The organism is Timaviella obliquedivisa GSE-PSE-MK23-08B (genome assembly GCA_019358855.1).
Taxonomy (GTDB): Bacteria; Cyanobacteriota; Cyanobacteriia; order Elainellales; family Elainellaceae; genus Timaviella; species Timaviella obliquedivisa.
Genome location: JAHHII010000024.1, coordinates 19,054 through 34,212 on the forward strand (window position 1 = coordinate 19,054; position 15,159 = coordinate 34,212).

15 protein-coding genes are annotated in these 15,159 nt (G+C 46.2%); 2 read left to right on the forward strand and 13 right to left on the reverse strand.

The window, feature by feature from the left end:
• Nucleotides 1–152: 152 nt before the first annotated feature.
• Genes KME11_22515 through KME11_22525 form a run of 3 tightly spaced genes read right to left on the reverse strand, consistent with a single transcriptional unit; the run spans nt 153 to nt 3,493 of the window.
• Complete coding sequence (locus KME11_22515) at nt 153–2,090, reverse strand: CHASE2 domain-containing protein (protein MBW4517984.1); 1,938 nt, start codon at nt 2,088–2,090, stop codon at nt 153–155.
• A 15-nt stretch (nt 2,091–2,105) separates the two neighbouring features.
• Nucleotides 2,106–2,777, reverse strand: a complete 672-nt coding sequence (locus KME11_22520) for a response regulator transcription factor (protein MBW4517985.1) — start codon at nt 2,775–2,777, stop codon at nt 2,106–2,108.
• Nucleotides 2,778–2,785: 8 nt separating this feature from the next.
• Nucleotides 2,786–3,493, reverse strand: coding sequence for a hypothetical protein (locus KME11_22525; GenBank protein MBW4517986.1), 708 nt, complete (start codon nt 3,491–3,493; stop codon nt 2,786–2,788).
• A gap of 573 nt (nt 3,494–4,066) precedes the next feature.
• Here KME11_22525 and KME11_22530 point away from each other — a divergent pair.
• Nucleotides 4,067–4,564 carry a hypothetical protein gene (locus tag KME11_22530; protein MBW4517987.1) on the forward strand — a complete coding sequence of 166 codons (498 nt, stop codon included), beginning with the start codon at nt 4,067–4,069 and terminating at the stop codon, nt 4,562–4,564.
• A 2-nt stretch (nt 4,565–4,566) separates the two neighbouring features.
• On the opposite strand, the gene KME11_22535 is transcribed toward KME11_22530, so the two are convergent.
• From KME11_22535 to KME11_22555, 5 genes are all read right to left on the reverse strand, one after another.
• Nucleotides 4,567–8,958, reverse strand: coding sequence for a filamentous hemagglutinin N-terminal domain-containing protein (locus KME11_22535; protein MBW4517988.1), 4,392 nt, complete (start codon nt 8,956–8,958; stop codon nt 4,567–4,569).
• A 15-nt stretch (nt 8,959–8,973) separates the two neighbouring features.
• Nucleotides 8,974–10,683, reverse strand: coding sequence for a pre-peptidase C-terminal domain-containing protein (locus KME11_22540; GenBank protein MBW4517989.1), 1,710 nt, complete (start codon nt 10,681–10,683; stop codon nt 8,974–8,976).
• A gap of 552 nt (nt 10,684–11,235) precedes the next feature.
• Nucleotides 11,236–11,388 carry a hypothetical protein gene (locus KME11_22545; GenBank protein ID MBW4517990.1) on the reverse strand — a complete coding sequence of 51 codons (153 nt, stop codon included), beginning with the start codon at nt 11,386–11,388 and terminating at the stop codon, nt 11,236–11,238.
• On the reverse strand, nt 11,370–11,954 hold the full coding sequence (locus tag KME11_22550) for a hypothetical protein (GenBank protein MBW4517991.1): 585 nt from the start codon (nt 11,952–11,954) through the stop codon (nt 11,370–11,372). The genes KME11_22545 and KME11_22550 overlap by 19 nt, the downstream gene beginning before the upstream one ends.
• Nucleotides 11,954–12,214 (reverse strand): hypothetical protein, encoded by a 261-nt coding sequence (locus KME11_22555; protein ID MBW4517992.1) that lies wholly within the window; start codon nt 12,212–12,214, stop codon nt 11,954–11,956. The genes KME11_22550 and KME11_22555 overlap by 1 nt, the downstream gene beginning before the upstream one ends.
• A 41-nt stretch (nt 12,215–12,255) precedes the next feature.
• On the opposite strand from KME11_22555, the gene KME11_22560 reads away from it, so the two are divergent.
• Nucleotides 12,256–12,399: a hypothetical protein gene (locus KME11_22560; GenBank protein ID MBW4517993.1), complete on the forward strand. Its 144-nt coding sequence runs from the start codon at nt 12,256–12,258 to the stop codon at nt 12,397–12,399.
• Between the two features lie 97 nt (nt 12,400–12,496).
• Here KME11_22560 and KME11_22565 read toward each other — a convergent pair whose 3' ends face one another.
• The 5 genes from KME11_22565 to KME11_22585 form a co-directional block, all read right to left on the reverse strand.
• Complete coding sequence (locus KME11_22565; GenBank protein ID MBW4517994.1) at nt 12,497–12,883, reverse strand: hypothetical protein; 387 nt, start codon at nt 12,881–12,883, stop codon at nt 12,497–12,499.
• Nucleotides 12,880–13,215 carry a hypothetical protein gene (locus tag KME11_22570; protein ID MBW4517995.1) on the reverse strand — a complete coding sequence of 112 codons (336 nt, stop codon included), beginning with the start codon at nt 13,213–13,215 and terminating at the stop codon, nt 12,880–12,882. The genes KME11_22565 and KME11_22570 overlap by 4 nt, the downstream gene beginning before the upstream one ends.
• 292 nt (nt 13,216–13,507) lie before the next feature.
• Nucleotides 13,508–14,143: a hypothetical protein gene (locus KME11_22575; protein MBW4517996.1), complete on the reverse strand. Its 636-nt coding sequence runs from the start codon at nt 14,141–14,143 to the stop codon at nt 13,508–13,510.
• The gene (locus tag KME11_22580; GenBank protein MBW4517997.1) at nt 14,140–14,679 is read right to left on the reverse strand and encodes a hypothetical protein; all 540 of its coding nucleotides are present in this window, start codon (nt 14,677–14,679) and stop codon (nt 14,140–14,142) included. The genes KME11_22575 and KME11_22580 overlap by 4 nt, the downstream gene beginning before the upstream one ends.
• 82 nt (nt 14,680–14,761) lie before the next feature.
• A partial coding sequence (locus tag KME11_22585; GenBank protein MBW4517998.1) for a transposase occupies nt 14,762–15,159 on the reverse strand: 398 nt, incomplete at its 5' end.

Here is a 15,159-nt window from a genome sequence, read left to right on the forward strand (position 1 = left end):
GGGGACAGCGAGCTAAACAGAGAATGAAGTTCATAAAATTGGCTCTCAATGACGTATTCCTAAAATACACTCTCAAGCTAAGGTATATACTGATGATTTATGTTAGAAGGCTGATCAAAACAAGAAAGCTTCATTACTGAAAACTGCAATATCTACAATCGCCAACGATGCTGTCTTTGAGCAGACCAACGTAGCTCACAGATCATCCCCTTTGGCAAACTAGGCAATTCACAATGCTCTGTCGTGTCAAGTGGTACGGACAACCGTCGAAATTTGCCTCCTAACTGTTTTGCTAAAATCTTTGCTTGTTGCGTTCCTTGACCTTCTATCCCGCTATCATCACTCCATCCATCATCAATGACTCGGATCACGTTCTGTCCCTGCTCTTGGCAACAAAAAACCTTAAGCCGTTTTGTCCCTTTTGCGTGTTTACCTACATTACAAAGCGATTCTTCTAAAAAGCAACATAATCCTTTTCGATGCTCCAGAGTAAGCCCTTGTTCGTTTATTTCACTAAACGCAGGAATGAAAAGCTGAATCGATTTGAAATGGGGGAAATCTCGTTTCAACGTGTTATCACAGATTTCGCAGAGTATTTCATGAATTGGAGTTTGCAGGTCAATCTCTCGTCCACCATTTAAGTAAAGGGAGCTACTCTCTGATAACGCCTCGCGTCGCATGAATTCATTGATGGTACGTAATTCTTGGTCAAGGCGCTGTAAATCGACGTGGTGTGGGCTATCCTGGCTAGTTTCCCTCAAGATCCCTGCCAGCACTTGCAGAGGGCCATTATGAATCGCATTAAAAGTCTGGTCAATAATAGACTGGCGCGCCTGAACCCTGGCTTTCAGGTCTTGTTGATAGCGATAGAATAGCGAAGCAGTCAAACCCGCTCCATTAAGCACCAATGCAAACAGCGCTGGAACAACTGGAATCCACCAACCTGCTAATAGTAGTAAATAGCCACTACTTACCAGCAATACACTCAGAATTCCTAGACCGACCAATAACTTGAAAGGGGATAAAATAATTCGCCCTAAGCTCATGCCCAGAATGCCCCACGAAATAATCCAGATATATTCCCAACCGTCTGGCAGGACGTTTAATAGCGATCGCCCGTCCAACACGCTACTGATAATTTGGCTGACCGCATGGGCATGAATTTCGACCCCATAAACTTCTACTCCACCCACTAGCTCAGAATGACTACTATCAATCGCCGTAGTCTTCACTACATCCTTAACACTAGGAGCCGTCATTCCCACTAGAATAATGCGATCGCGGATCAACGCCGCTGGCACTTTTCCAGCCATCACATCCCCCAAAGACACCACTTGAAATGCTTTTCGACCGCTCCGAAAATTGAACAAAATTTGATTACCGCCATCATCAGCCCCAACATATCCTCCGGAGCTCTCTCGGAAGCGGGTTAGCTCTGTTGAACCAAACTGCATGGCGATCGGATCACTGGGGCTACTGGTTAAATCGAGACCTTTATCTTTTAAATAGAGTTGCGTAAGTTGTAGCGACAGAGCAAACTTATCGTTCTGCTGGTTATCCCTTCTCCACAGTAATAGCCGTCTGACGCTGCCATCTCTATCAGGGATTAAATCTCCAAAACCAACCTGCTCAGGTGGTAATGTCACTGGAGCCGAAACGGAAGAACCAAACTGATCGAAGCCAGTTTTCTCGATCGCTACAATATTTTTGTATTGCTTAAGTAGATTAAGAAACTCAGCATAGCCAGGTTCTTCGGGGCGATTACGGACGATATCTAAACCTATAGCATTCGGTTGATACGATGAAATTTTTTGAAGGAGCTGAGTCAACCTTTGATTAGGAATGGGGTAGCCAAGATTCGTAATATCTTGTTCATTAATTCCAACAACTAAGATGCGATCGTCGGTGAGTTCTGCGGGGCGCGATCGCATTCCATAATCTAACGCAGCCCATTCAAGCCATTGAAATACTCCTGTCATTCGAGCCAAAATAACTAGCCCAATCACTAGTAATCCTGGCAAGGCACTTCCTCGCCAAACTTCCCACTCTTTCCGAATTCCTTGCTGAATTCTACGCCGTACCTGCTGCATCACTGTTCTGTTCCACTAATCAACTAAACCCAGTTCTCGTGCCCTTAACTCAGTTTGAATCCGAATATTCTTACTGGGTTCAGGATAAACGCTTAGTGCATCCTGTAATTGTGTCCAGTAATGGCGGACAGTCCGCTCAGAGACGTGGAGTTGTTCGGCGATCGCCTTATCTTGCAACCCTTCACAAAATGCTAGGCGCAAAACCTCAAGCCACTCAGATTTCAGTTCTAATCGAGTCCTCATGTCCTGCGGCGTATAGATTACTCCCTGCATTGCCCAATCCACTTTAATCAGCATTTCCTTGAGCGGAAGACTTTTATCGGCGATCGTAAAACCACCCTTATGAGTATGAATCGCAGGCTTTAGCCTTACTAAAGCTTGAGAATGAGCACTCTGAACAGCAATGTTTAAGTTGGGATATTGCTGCATCAAAGTCCTCAGAAGCTGAATACCATTCTCAATCCGCGATGGATTTCCAGAAGTTTCTGGAATAGACAGATCGACCACAACAATATCGGGTTGGGTTTGGGTAATGAGTTGCTGTACTCCTTCTACTGTCTGTGCGGTCAAGATTTCCGCCTCTGGGTATTGTTGTTTTAACGCACTCACAGTTCCATTGAGCACTGCTTCGTGGTCATCTACAACGATTATTTTTTGAGATTTTGCCATAGTCAAATTCTGCTGCATATTCATTCTCAAAGTTTACCACTTACGTCAAATCGCCAACGGAAGCACCAGACTAGATCACTTCCGTCCTTCTGAAAAAAACAACGTCCAGATGTTAACCATCGAAAAGATTGATAAACATAAGTTAACTCCCGTACTTTTAAAATAGAAAACAGCTTCAAAGTATCCGTATCATGGACTCGAACGACTAAATTTGCCCAATGGTAATCAGCCTGTAAGTTGACCAATAAGCAAGGATTTGCCAAAGAGGTTGAAAGTACAATTTTTAATAATTCGTCTAAAGTCGTCAGAACCGTATAGCTTCGCTCAAAAGAATTGAGATTCCACTCTGTAGGTAGTTCAGTTTCGATTTGAAGTATGGGTAGAGATAGCTGCCATTCATTCAATAAAGACTGAATGGCTAAAGGTAAGGACTCCTCAATATAGGCGGGACAAAGTTGATGGTTCAGGGTATCTAAAGACTTCTGAAGTCGTTCAAATCGATCCAAGCAATCCTGAAGATCATTTGGAGCGGAATCATTGTTGAGGAAAGATGACTCAAAATATCGACGAATGACGAACATCTCTTGAAATATGTCATTGCGGATTCTTTCTGATTCATACCAAAGTTGGAGAGATTGCTGTTGAAACCACCACTGTAGTGCCCTTTTCTTGCGGTGCATCCCAACAAAATGCCAAAGTACTGGCGCAATAATCGCGCCGCTTATGATTAGCACATTACCTACACTCCACATTGTCACAAGTATTCTAAAGAGCCTTCTCTCAGCCTATTTCCGCTATTGACCATCCATACAGATGAAATAGCAGAACGCTATCGATTAATACTTTTACATCGTAGAAGACTCTCCCATCTGGTGCTTTCCCCTTTTTCCCAATTCGCTAACCAAAAACAGCAGACCTCCTGCAAGATGTGGCAGATATATTTACAGAAATCTCTCTTGACATTCAGGCTTTTTGATGATTTCCGCTAGGCTCAACCTTATCCAATTGAGAGTTGACAGGTGAATCAATTCATCGTTCCATTACTTTTAGAATAGGGGAAATGCTAAGTAAACTCATGTATCCTTTGTGCCAAGCTGATGACCTAATTTGGAAAAGACGATCGCTCCCTCATACAACCTCCCTTGCCGAAATCTGCAATAACAGAATCATATTTGTTCCTAAACAGTGTATTAATTGGTAATGAACACTGCTGAGATAGGCAACTGGAGCGGCGTAAAACGGTAGTGAAGTTGATGAGTGTCCTCTGTATTGTTGTAATTACAGCAGTCATTAAGAGGTCACACACCATGGCACAGCAATCATTCAACAAGCCCCAGTTTTCTGTTCGTCGCTCGATCGCTTCTAGTTTATTAGTTGTGGAAACCGCGATCGCTTTAACAATCGCAGGGGCATTCATTTCTGCTCCTTCTCACTGGAGCTTTACCAATCGTGCAACTGCACAGACGGTAATACAGCCGAGTCCTCTTAGCACCACTGCGGCAGATCTAGGTGAGCCTCTAACTGTCGATGTGCCATCACCGGATGGACTGATTCCTGTTCCCGATACAGCCGTGCCTCTGGGTCATCTTAATGCTGATGATCCAGCGCCCAGCCCTTCAGAAAATCCGGTGGGCGGTACTGCTAGCGATTCGCTTCAGCCTCAAGGCGATCGCGTTCCTGCCTCTCCTGACGCAACTCGTAATTCTTCTCCAAAACTTCCTACTGCTGATATTCAAGTTGAGTTGTTTGACCGATCGTGCAGCAGACCAGAACTGGGAATTAACGTTGTCTGCGTTATGTTTTGAGTTTAAGAACACTCGCGACTGATCACGAGCCGTCCGTCTGAAAGTTGATAGACTCCCTGCGGCTCGACGATCAGATCGCCCATCTGCCAGCGGCGGTTAGGTTCTTCTACAGCAGAAACCCTGGTAGGAATCGTTTGAACTTCTCCAGTCGGATAGGGAGACGCTGATACGTTACCCGGACGTTCAGGTAATCCACCTGAACCAGTGATAGTGAAGCGACCCGATTGGGTTCGACTGCGAACAATACAGCTATTAGCAAGTAGAGTTTCAGTGTTGATGGAACTATCTGGTAAATTTGTCAGGCTGTTTTGAATGAAGGTTGTATCGGGAGTTGTGATGGTTCCAGAGCTAATTTGACCTGTGGCACTTACATCTACCTGCCCATTATCATCAAGTTCGCCCTGTAGTTGAATACCTTGCTGATAACCACTTCCAAAAAATGCCAGGGTATCGAGTTTAATATCGCCGCCTCGATTGACTGCTGACGCAAGAATATCACCATCGTCAAATGCCACAATTGATTGAGCAGTCATCCGAATATTACCGCCGTTATTGCCGCTATCGGTACGGATATCGCTGTTGTCAAATAGACGGATGTCGTTGGTAGCTGTTAATTTGATATTGCCGCCATTGTTGCCGCTACTAGTGCTGATGCTGCTGTTACCCGACAGGCGTATGTCGCTGCTTGTAACGGTAATTGCACCGCCAGAAGACCGAGTAGCGGTAGTACCGATGTCGCTATTGTTAGCCCTAAGTGTGCCTGACGTAGTGATGTTGATGTTTCCGGCTTCTCCTGCCTGACGATCGCTGCTACGACTGGCAGAGGAAATGACAGCTTGATTATTTAGCGATAGATCGGTTGTATTTACTGTAATGGTACCGCCTCGACCGCTACTATTGGTATTAGCAAAGATACCGCTGTTTAACCCATCAAGAGTAATACTGTCTAGGTTTCGTAAGATTATATTCCCCGCATTTTGAGCAGTGTTGGTAGAGGTGATTAACCGCCCTCCGTTGCTGGCTTGAAATGTGTTTGCATTGAGGGTGATATCGCCTGCGTTCCCTTGTCCGTTGGTGTTAGCTGTGATACGAGAATTGTCAAGACTGAGCAATCTGGTGTTAAGAGTGACGTTACCGCCTCTACCTTGCCCATTACTTCTGACAGCACTAGAGATGGTACTGTTGTCGTTGAGAGAAATAGTGTCGGCGTTGCGGATAGAGATATTGCCTGCGTTCCCTTGTCCGTTGGTGCTAGCAGTAATTTGTGCACCATTATTGAGGGCAAGGGAATTGGTTGCGATCGCGATATTGCCTCTAGTTTCATTAGGATTGCTCAGAACAGCTCCACGTCCCACGGCTGTAGAAATAGTCGCAGCATCAAGAGAAATGGAGTTTACATCTCGTACAAAAATGTTGCCTGCGGTGCCTGTCCCAAATGTGGCAGCAGAAATTTGAGCATTATCCCTAAGCGCTAGAGTTCTAGCTCCCCTAATTGTGATCGTGCCACTGTCACCTGTAGAACCTGCTTCTGCTGTGGCAAAAATTCCACTGCTGGCGCTGGTATTGGCGATCGGAGCGTCGGGGAATTGGATTGAGCGATCGCCATAGTTTGGGTCAGAGCCAGAGAGCCTGATGTTGCCAGTAACGTTGAGGGTGATATTTCTGGCATTGCCTCCACCCAGCGTATTAGCAACAACTTGTCCTCCTCCAGTAGCTTCTAATGAATTGGCGTTAATTGTAATGTTGCCGCTGTCGCTGGTGTTGAGCGTTTGTGCTGTGACAACACCACCATTCGCTACCCGAAATTGCCCAGTTGTAATGTCTATATTTCCGCCTGTGCCACTAGCACCTTGTTGAGTATTGGCAAAAACGCCGCTAGAAAATCCAATCGGGCTGATTCCATCAATGTTGATAAAATCAGTAGCATCGATTTTAATATTTCCTGCTCTCTCTCCTTGCCCCCCCGGTAGTCCATCCTCTGCTCTGAAAATAGAAGATGCAATCTCCCCACCCTCTAGCAATGTTAGCGATCGGGCTGTAATAGAAATATCTCCTGCGTTACCCTGACCCCCATTAAAAACGGTGCTGAATATCTGGCTTTGTTGAGAGAGCGACAGTGCATCATCTATGTGTAAGGTGATATTGCCCGAATTTCCTTGTCCAGATGTTGCACTAGTGATATCAACTCGACTGTCTCGACTGTCAATAGGCATCAAAGAGAGCGATCCACCTCTAATAGAAATGTCACCTGCGTTACCCACAGAGCCAGTTTTGGCCTCGGTGAAGATACCACTGGTGTATCCATTGCCTGTTTCTTCCAGTGTAATAGGGCCCGTTGCTGTGACAGACACATCACCAGAATCTCCTCTGCCAGATGTGCTAGCTGTCAAATTGCCACTATCTAATAGAGACAGCGTCCCAGTGGTGATCTGAATATCTCCGCCCTTTCCTTCCGCTCCAGATCCTACACTAGTAAAAACTGCACTAGGAAGCACATTGGGATCTCTGCCACTAGCCCTGAAAGCGTCAGTAGCATTAATGCGGATATTTCCTGCTCTGCCACGCCCTCCAGCTATCCCATTGGCAGTATCCGCGTCCCGGAGGATAGACTGAATTTGACCACCGTTCAGTAGAGAAACTGTATTAGCAGTAACATCGATATTTCCGCCTTCTCCTACTGCGCCAATTTCTACATTGCTCTGAAGGGAAGCACTGTTTGAAACTGTTAAAGCATCTGTAGTAACTGTAACTGTGCCTGATTGACGACTCCCTGTAAATCCTGGGACTTGATTGACAGAACTAAGAATGCCGCTATTGTTTCTATTAGTGCTGGCTCCGTCAAATATCACAGCATTATTAGCTTGAACATTAACATTGCCTGCATTGCCTTGCCCACTTGTAGATGTGAGCAACCTACCGCCACTTGTAAAAGAAATTGTATTATCAGAGTCAATGTTGATACTTCCTGCATTACTCTGCCCACTAGCTTGTGTGGTGATACTAGCATTATTAGAAAGCGAAAGAGAATCTGCTGCCTTGACTCGAATGTTACCTACCGTGCCTTGTGCAACATTTCCTGTAGTAGCAACATTAGAAGTACCGATCACTGCTCCATCTGTTAGCGAGATCCTTTGCGCTTGTAGTTGAACATTTCCTCCACGTCCGATACCTGTAAATCCTGGAAGTGAAGCAATTGTGCTAAGTATTCCACTGGCATTGTTAATCTCGTCTTTTCCAGATAAAGAAATAGTGTCAGCCTCGATCGTGACATTGCCTATATCGCCTTGTCCAACACTAAAAGTAGCAATTGCACCTGCGTTCAAGAGACTGACAGATTGCGCAGAAATATTAATGTCACCGCTATCGCCAATTCCTAATACTGCATTTCCAATTTGACCTGTATTGGATAGAGTTAAAGTTCCTGTTGCATCAATATCAATATCACCCGCTGCGGCAGTTGCAGTACCAAGAATTCCAGAGAAGATACCAGAATTTCTAGAAATTTCGACGTTACGAGCATTAATCGCAATACCGCCGCCGCCGCTGGAAACGACGTTAATTCCAGCCCGATTGGTAATTAACACATCTGCTCGTGCGACTTGATTAGGAAATATAAGTTGTAAAGTATTGCCAATTGAGGTAAGCGCGATCGTTCCTACTCCTCTCAACCCTCCTAGTTCTACACGACCCCCAGGAGCAGAAATGTTGATCGCATTCAGGAAAACATCTCCACCCAATAGCACCAAACTACGACCAACTGGAACTTGCAGGGTAGTAGTGGCGGCTTCAATACCAGGTGTTGCGCTAGTGCTTTGAATCGGTGCAGCGTTGACTTGACTGAATAGAAACGCTGAAGGATTAACGATGAGCAACCCTTGAGGGACTTCAGCACCAGAGGTACTAAAAAATCCTTCCTCCCCAAACCTGATCGCATTTGCCGTCGTTCCCACGAACGAGCCGTCTACATCCAAACTGCTATTTCGCCCAAACACAATGCCGTTCGGGTTGATCAAAAATAAATTAGCACTCCCTAATGCATCTATCGAGCCTGCCTGAATTACACCTAAGCGTCCATCAATTTGAGAGGGGTTCCCTCCTGTAATACGGCTGAAAATATTTTCGACTCCAGCAGGATTATTAAAATAGGCTCCCCGTCCAGTTTCTACATTAAATTCTCCGAAGCTATGAAAAAGATTGCGCCCTCGCGTTGCGCCTCCAGAAATGCGATCGCTAGGCGTTCCCCGAATGGTATCTTCAGTAACGAGCGATCGCTCTCCACCCAATGTCTCATCTGGCACAAGTTGTGCTGATGCAACATCATTCAGGCTCAATGTGCCCACGACCAAGACAAATGCAACCCTAGAAATTTTCCACAGTTTGAACAGCCTACTCAATTTCCAACTCCTCAACTAGCCCTGAGTGATTGTCAAGTTAATCGTTCCGGGTGTCACCCCACTAGCTCCGTCTGTAACCGTAAAGCTAAATTGATCAGTTGGAGCAAAGCGTCGGAAAACAACCTCATTGTCCGTGCCATCATTTGTATTCCAAGCAATATTAGAGCCATCCATCAACGCACCAGCATCACCCTCAGTATTATTGGTCAGTTCAACTGTAGTTTTAGTAGTGCCGTCGTAGAAGAAGATATCGGTATCTTTGCCGTTATAACCTGTCCAAACAATATTAGAACCGGAAATATGGTTTCCAACATCATTCGTATCATTATTCGTTAATCGAGTAGAAGTGCCCGCCAAACCGTCATAGAGAAACACTTCTGACCCTGAATTGATATCAGCAATTCCAGTCCAGACAACGTTCGATTCAAGAATAGTATTAGCTAATGCAATTGTGACACCAGGGCTAGTCAGTTCTGTGATTTGATTTGTTTGACCGTTATAGAAGAAAGATTTGAAGGTTTGTATATCGGCAGTGCTACTGTTCCAAATCGCATTGATGCCATAAACAGCAGCAGAATATTCAATTAATGCATCATTTGTTAACTGTCTACTGACACCTGTCGAGATATCGAACAGAAACAATTCAACATTATTAGTGCTATTTACTCCTTGCCATATTACCCGAGAATCAGAAACGCCCAAAGATGAAGCGCTAGTAATACCAGGAGCGGTTAGTTCAGTCGTTTTACCTGTCTGACCGTTATAGAAAAAGGCTTTAGAAAGTTGTCCATCCGTGCTGCTCCAGGCAAGATTAGATCCAGATATAAAGGCATTGGTTGCACTGCGATTACCATTTGTAATCTGTGTGCTAGTTCCAGTTGCGCCTTTATACAGAAAAATCTGATTAGTTGTGACATTAGAACCTATCCAGACAACATCAGAACCAAAAATCCCTTGGGCACCTGCACTAACAATACCAGGAGCCGTAAGCTGTACTGCTTTATTGGCTTGCCCATCATAGAAGAAGGGTTTGATAGTCTGTTGGTTTTGCAGTCCTTCAAAATTGTTCCAAATCAGGTTAGATCCAGAGATGCCAGCAACCGCGTCATTAGTAGAATTATCGGTTAAACGAGTAATACTGCCAGAGCCAGCATAGTTCAGCCGACCATCATCAATGTCCGCTTGGGTAAAGCGTCCGCCTAATCCTAGTGCCACACCGTTCAGTTGCACCTTTCCACCTTGGGGCAAGCTAGTTAGCGTATAGACTAACTCTCTAAACTGCTGTTCCGAATCTGTAGCTTTAAGAGTACTGTTTGTAATTAAGGTTGTCGCACCCGCCCGCGAACTTAAGCTTACATTAGTTAATTTAGGAGCAGTATTTCCTGCGGAAAGGGTGAGTGTGTAGCGTGTGCTATCGCGGACGCTGCCCGGTTTCACCTCAATATAGTAGGTTCCAGCATCCAGAGGTGTGACGATTGACTCATTCTGCTTGCCTTGCAAACGCGATTGAGCCAGGGTCTTCTTTCCTCTACTATCGAGAAGCCTCAAGTTAGCATTCGCTTTCAGCTTTGTCATCGCTACGTTGAGGGTACTGCGCTGGTTCAGCGTAACTCGGATTAGATCGAGGCGATCGCTTCCGCCAATCTGATTGCTAAAACCACGAGAAGAATTTGAAATATTGAACTTAAGCGCATTTTTCAGCTTGTCACCCGGATCTTTAGCCATGTTGTGTTTATTCTGTGCAGATTATTGAAAAGGAGAAGAACCATCAGTCACTAACCTGAAGCAGATATACCATCAGTTTCTAAGTTCCGGTTCTGTATGATCAAAACTCTTTATAATTGAACGCGATGTATAACCAAGCCTTTGTTCAACTCTTCATTGACTGGCTTCATGACATGAAATCGGTCGAAGACAATGAGCGTTGGGAAATACTGCTGCAAAGGCTTTGAGAAATCCTCCCCACATATCACATATTTATACTGAACCTCTCTGTAACTACTCAGCTAGATGAATAGGGAATATGGGAACGCTCATAATAATTTAATGATGTTCAACACATTACCTTCTTGTTTCCTCAGCATTGATTATTCCAAGTCAGCAAGCTGGCATTCTCTTTTTGATTGCTACTTCACTACCTAAAATTTGAGGATGTTTCTGTTCTCGCATGATTTATACCTTCATTCAACAATGCTAGACAATCCCACTGCTGAGTAGATATAGGATTTCTATAACCAGCGATTTAACCGCGATCGCCAAACAAATTGACACAGAGAATCACAGTTCCGTCACCCAAATTGTCCCTGCTTCATAAAATCCGCCTCTCTGCTCTACTCCATATCCACTCAACAATAGAGCCAACCAAATTTGAATCAACGGTATCCCGATCGCCCGCTGAAGCTCCAACAATGTCACCGCCTCTCCCCCCATTGCTTGTATCCCTCGTCCGATCGCCCCTGCCCAAGCCGATACATTCTTATCATGGGCTGTCTCGCGCTGTTCCGCAGATACCGCAAGGGTCGCCCGATTAAACGCTCCGTCTCCGTCATCCCTGGCTCTTCACTCAGCCGCTGATCCAACTGCGCTAACAATGCGGCTTGATCCAATACCCCAACGACACTGCCCATTTCTTCTTCTCGGACACGCGATCGCCTCTGTACCGGATATTGTACCTCTTCCTCCGGCTCCATCAACTCCGACACATCTAATTGCAACGACTGCACAAACAACTCTACACAGTTCTCTAAATTGACGATTGGTTCCTGTGGATTATGACGACGCTCATAGCCATCAATCAAGTAGTCAGCACGTTCCGCATAGACTCCGACTAACTGTTCAATCCCTTCAGCTACAACCCGCAGTTGTTCAGCTAGAGGTTGGTCTACGATCGCGTGTTCTAACGCATCACAAAGCAATAGCACATTCATCGTTTCTGGAAACTGTCGCGCTTTCTCCAGAGCATTCCACAAATCTAGTTCAAGCTGTTCTGTTTCCATTACTCAGGCGATAACGGACAAGGGCGAATTGGACAGTTGTGCGGATGCAATTCCATGCTAGAACGGAACCGTTCCACTTTCATCCCCCCATGCTGCGAAAAACCATCCAGAATTCTAAGCAATAGAGTCTTGACCTGTAGCTCCGTTAATCCTAAACAATGAACCGATTCTATCTTCGCCACTCGATCATTGCCCATCCACAGTTCTGCTCCTAATGCATGGAGTGGCGCATCCTTCGGTTCTCGATACCAATGGATCACTGCCGCTGGAACTTCTGGAACCGGGATATCCAGAATAGCCGTTGCGCCTGTTTCGGCGATCGCCTATTCATCCCGCCGTTTCTGTTTACGGTGATGATTGGGCACGCCGCGATGACGATAGTAAGAACGGCAATTATGACAGCGCTGATCCTCCCAACAGCATGCTGCTTCCCAGATACCGCTAGGGTCACCTGTTGTGCCGTGGCGTTCTTGAACCTCTTAAGTGCTAAGTTTAGAGCAGAGTCGGCATTGCTCAGAGTCAGCTCGTGCCACTCTTACCCTCTACCTTGATTCAACTTGCAACAAGCCTGACCGCTCCAGCATTTGCTCACTCCACTGCTTACTGATTGTCGCCACCTCTTCGCACTTTGCACTATTTTGGCAGCAGTGTTGCCAGTCATACTTCCACTGGCTGACTTGCCGCCCCACCTGTAACAGCGTTTCGGCTAAGCTTAAATCTGACTCATCAGTTTGCAGCTCCAGCGTTGTCATCAACCATTCCGTCAAATGTTGGCATTCAGCAATCGCAGCTAGGGCAACTTGATATCCCGACTCATCTTGAAATTGAATGTTGGTGGCGATGCGTTTCAAACTTGAGGCTATACTACCTAATTGTTGAGGGCGATCGAGTCGTAGATAATTAGCTTTTGCAGTTTCCCAGTTTTTCATATTCCTCCTAGGTGGCTTAAAATGACTTGGGCAATCTGAGCACGGATTTGAGGGTCGAGGATTTCCATAGAGCGATTGCTACGGGGTCGAAGGTTGATGATCGACTCATAAGCAATCCGTTGACGGGTGGGTGTCCAATCTGCTCCCCAAATATTGGACTGCAAACTGCCCTCACCTAACAAGGCTTGCTCACAATCGTAATGCATCTCTCCGCCCCCCGCGATCGCTTGCTGCTCTATATCGACTGCAAGCTTGATATAAATTCCTAGTGCTTTTAGCATCTCTGAGATTTGCTCCAGTGTCGCCCGCTCTCGAATGATTTGAATCGCCATGCTAACTGGATGAATCTCGTAGACAGCTCCAGTGTAAGGCAGAACTGACCGCATCAGACCAATCAGTTTAGGATTGAAACCACAATTCTAGCGATCGCGCGATCGCTGCTGAAGATAGTCATAGTTTAGTTGTATATCAGATATTGATTAAGTTTCAACGACTCAAGCACTACCCATTGAACTCTTAAAACAAAGTATATTCTTAGGATTCTGTTCATAATATTAGAATTAAAAGTAACGTTGAAATGAACGATGATAGAACACCTTGTGGAACAAGACACCTCCTCTCGGCTCATTCCCTTATAGCTTCTACCCAAATCGTCTCCCGTTGATAAAACTCCCCCCGCTGCTCCACCCGAAATCCACCCAGCAACAACCCTAACCACAGCTCTACCCCAGGCATCCCTAACCCCGCCTCTAATTCACTCCAAGACACCTCAGAGGACTGCTGCGCTAACCATCGGGCGATCGCCTTTGTCCACTCCGACACATTCTCAGCATGAGCCACCCCTAGGACGGTCTGTTTCTGCATCTCTGCCTCCTGCTCTAACTGCTCGACCATTGCCAAGACTGCCTCCTTCTCCACGGTGGCAACGATCGACCCCGTTGGCTTCATTGTTTGTCTTCTCGGCTTACGCAACGGCGCAGGTGCCATTAAATCACTCAAATCAACCGCCATCGTTTGCCGCACCAGCTCGCTAAAGAAGCCTTGCCCCACGATCGGGTCTCGATACGCTTCCTCCCACTCCGTCGTCAGCAGCTCAGCCCGGCTCTCACACAGTTCTGCAATCCGCAGTAAGGAATCCCCCGCCACTTGCAACTGCTGCGACTCGGGCAGATGACGGACGATCGCCTCCATCCCATCCAATAACTGCTGAAAATCCTCCAATTCTTCCCATAGATTCAACTCAAGCTGAACAGGCTTCATAACTTTCCTCTCTCCCGAGAGCCGTGCAAATGTTCCGCATGAAAGGAACAAGGGCGAATGGGACATTGCGAAATAGAATGTTGCTCCTCACGAGCAAACCGCTCAAATCCCATACGTCGCCCTTTACCATATTGCTGATAAAGCGCCTCCAACAATTGCCGCGCGTAGTCTTTCACCAATCTGGGTAGCAACCCAAAGGTATGTTGAGGTTGGGTCATGGCGATCGGTTCCCCACCCACCCACAACTCTGCACACATCGCATGAATCACCACATCATCTTGGGGTTGCCGCACCTGATCCAAGTAAGTATGCAACACCACATAACTCATTGCAGGAATCGGCACCACGACCGTTTCAACCGCCATCTTCCGTTGCGCCAAGCGACCTCTGCCTTTGCGGTAATACGATCGCCGACTGGGGCAGGTGGCATCGTTCCAACAGCCATCGCCGCCGATTACCCCATCATGTTGTTTCCGAGCTTCAGCCACGCTTAATAAACTACAAGCCCAGCATTTCTGATTTGTGGGACGACCCATAGTTCCCTCGGTGACCTGTTTTAGGGGTCGGGCCGAGATACGTGTAAAATAGTGCCACGGAATCCGCAATCTATTATCGTTACTAGCTTTCAGCGATTGCCACAGGCAGACTTATCGCGGATTCTAGCGGTTGTGGAATGTTCTGTAAATCCAGCACGTAATCCCCAAACCGCTTCAAATGCTTAGTCATGTAAGGACTCAACACCGCCAACGCCTGTCTGTCCACTGGGTAGCCTTCTGCACTCAAGGTTTGCACTACCCAGGAAATATCCACTGCATTTTGGAGAATGACCGCAGAAGAAACGACATCCAAGTACTTGAGTCGTTTCTCCTGCTCCTCTGGATCATTCTCTGTGATGATGCCGTCTTTACCAAAAAACATCCAACTCAAGAACTGATTAAAGCCCTCCACGATATTGGTGCAGGCTGTAATCTGCTGCCGCAACTCTCGCTGGGAGATATACTGCAACAGAAACACCG

Excerpts from the sequence above, each read along its gene's own strand:
- KME11_22515 (MBW4517984.1), bottom strand. The coding sequence starts at position 2,090 with ATGCAGCAGGTACGGCGTAGAATTCAGCAAGGAATTCGGAAAGAGTGG.
- KME11_22520 (MBW4517985.1), bottom strand. The coding sequence starts at position 2,777 with ATGCAGCAGAATTTGACTATGGCAAAATCTCAAAAAATAATCGTTGTA.
- KME11_22530 (MBW4517987.1), top strand. The coding sequence starts at position 4,067 with ATGGCACAGCAATCATTCAACAAGCCCCAGTTTTCTGTTCGTCGCTCG.
- KME11_22540 (MBW4517989.1), bottom strand. The coding sequence starts at position 10,683 with ATGGCTAAAGATCCGGGTGACAAGCTGAAAAATGCGCTTAAGTTCAAT.
- KME11_22545 (MBW4517990.1), bottom strand. The coding sequence starts at position 11,388 with ATGGGGGGAGAGGCGGTGACATTGTTGGAGCTTCAGCGGGCGATCGGG.
- KME11_22550 (MBW4517991.1), bottom strand. The coding sequence starts at position 11,954 with ATGGAAACAGAACAGCTTGAACTAGATTTGTGGAATGCTCTGGAGAAA.
- KME11_22565 (MBW4517994.1), bottom strand. The coding sequence starts at position 12,883 with ATGAAAAACTGGGAAACTGCAAAAGCTAATTATCTACGACTCGATCGC.
- KME11_22570 (MBW4517995.1), bottom strand. The coding sequence starts at position 13,215 with ATGGCGATTCAAATCATTCGAGAGCGGGCGACACTGGAGCAAATCTCA.
- KME11_22575 (MBW4517996.1), bottom strand. The coding sequence starts at position 14,143 with ATGAAGCCTGTTCAGCTTGAGTTGAATCTATGGGAAGAATTGGAGGAT.
- KME11_22580 (MBW4517997.1), bottom strand. The coding sequence starts at position 14,679 with ATGGGTCGTCCCACAAATCAGAAATGCTGGGCTTGTAGTTTATTAAGC.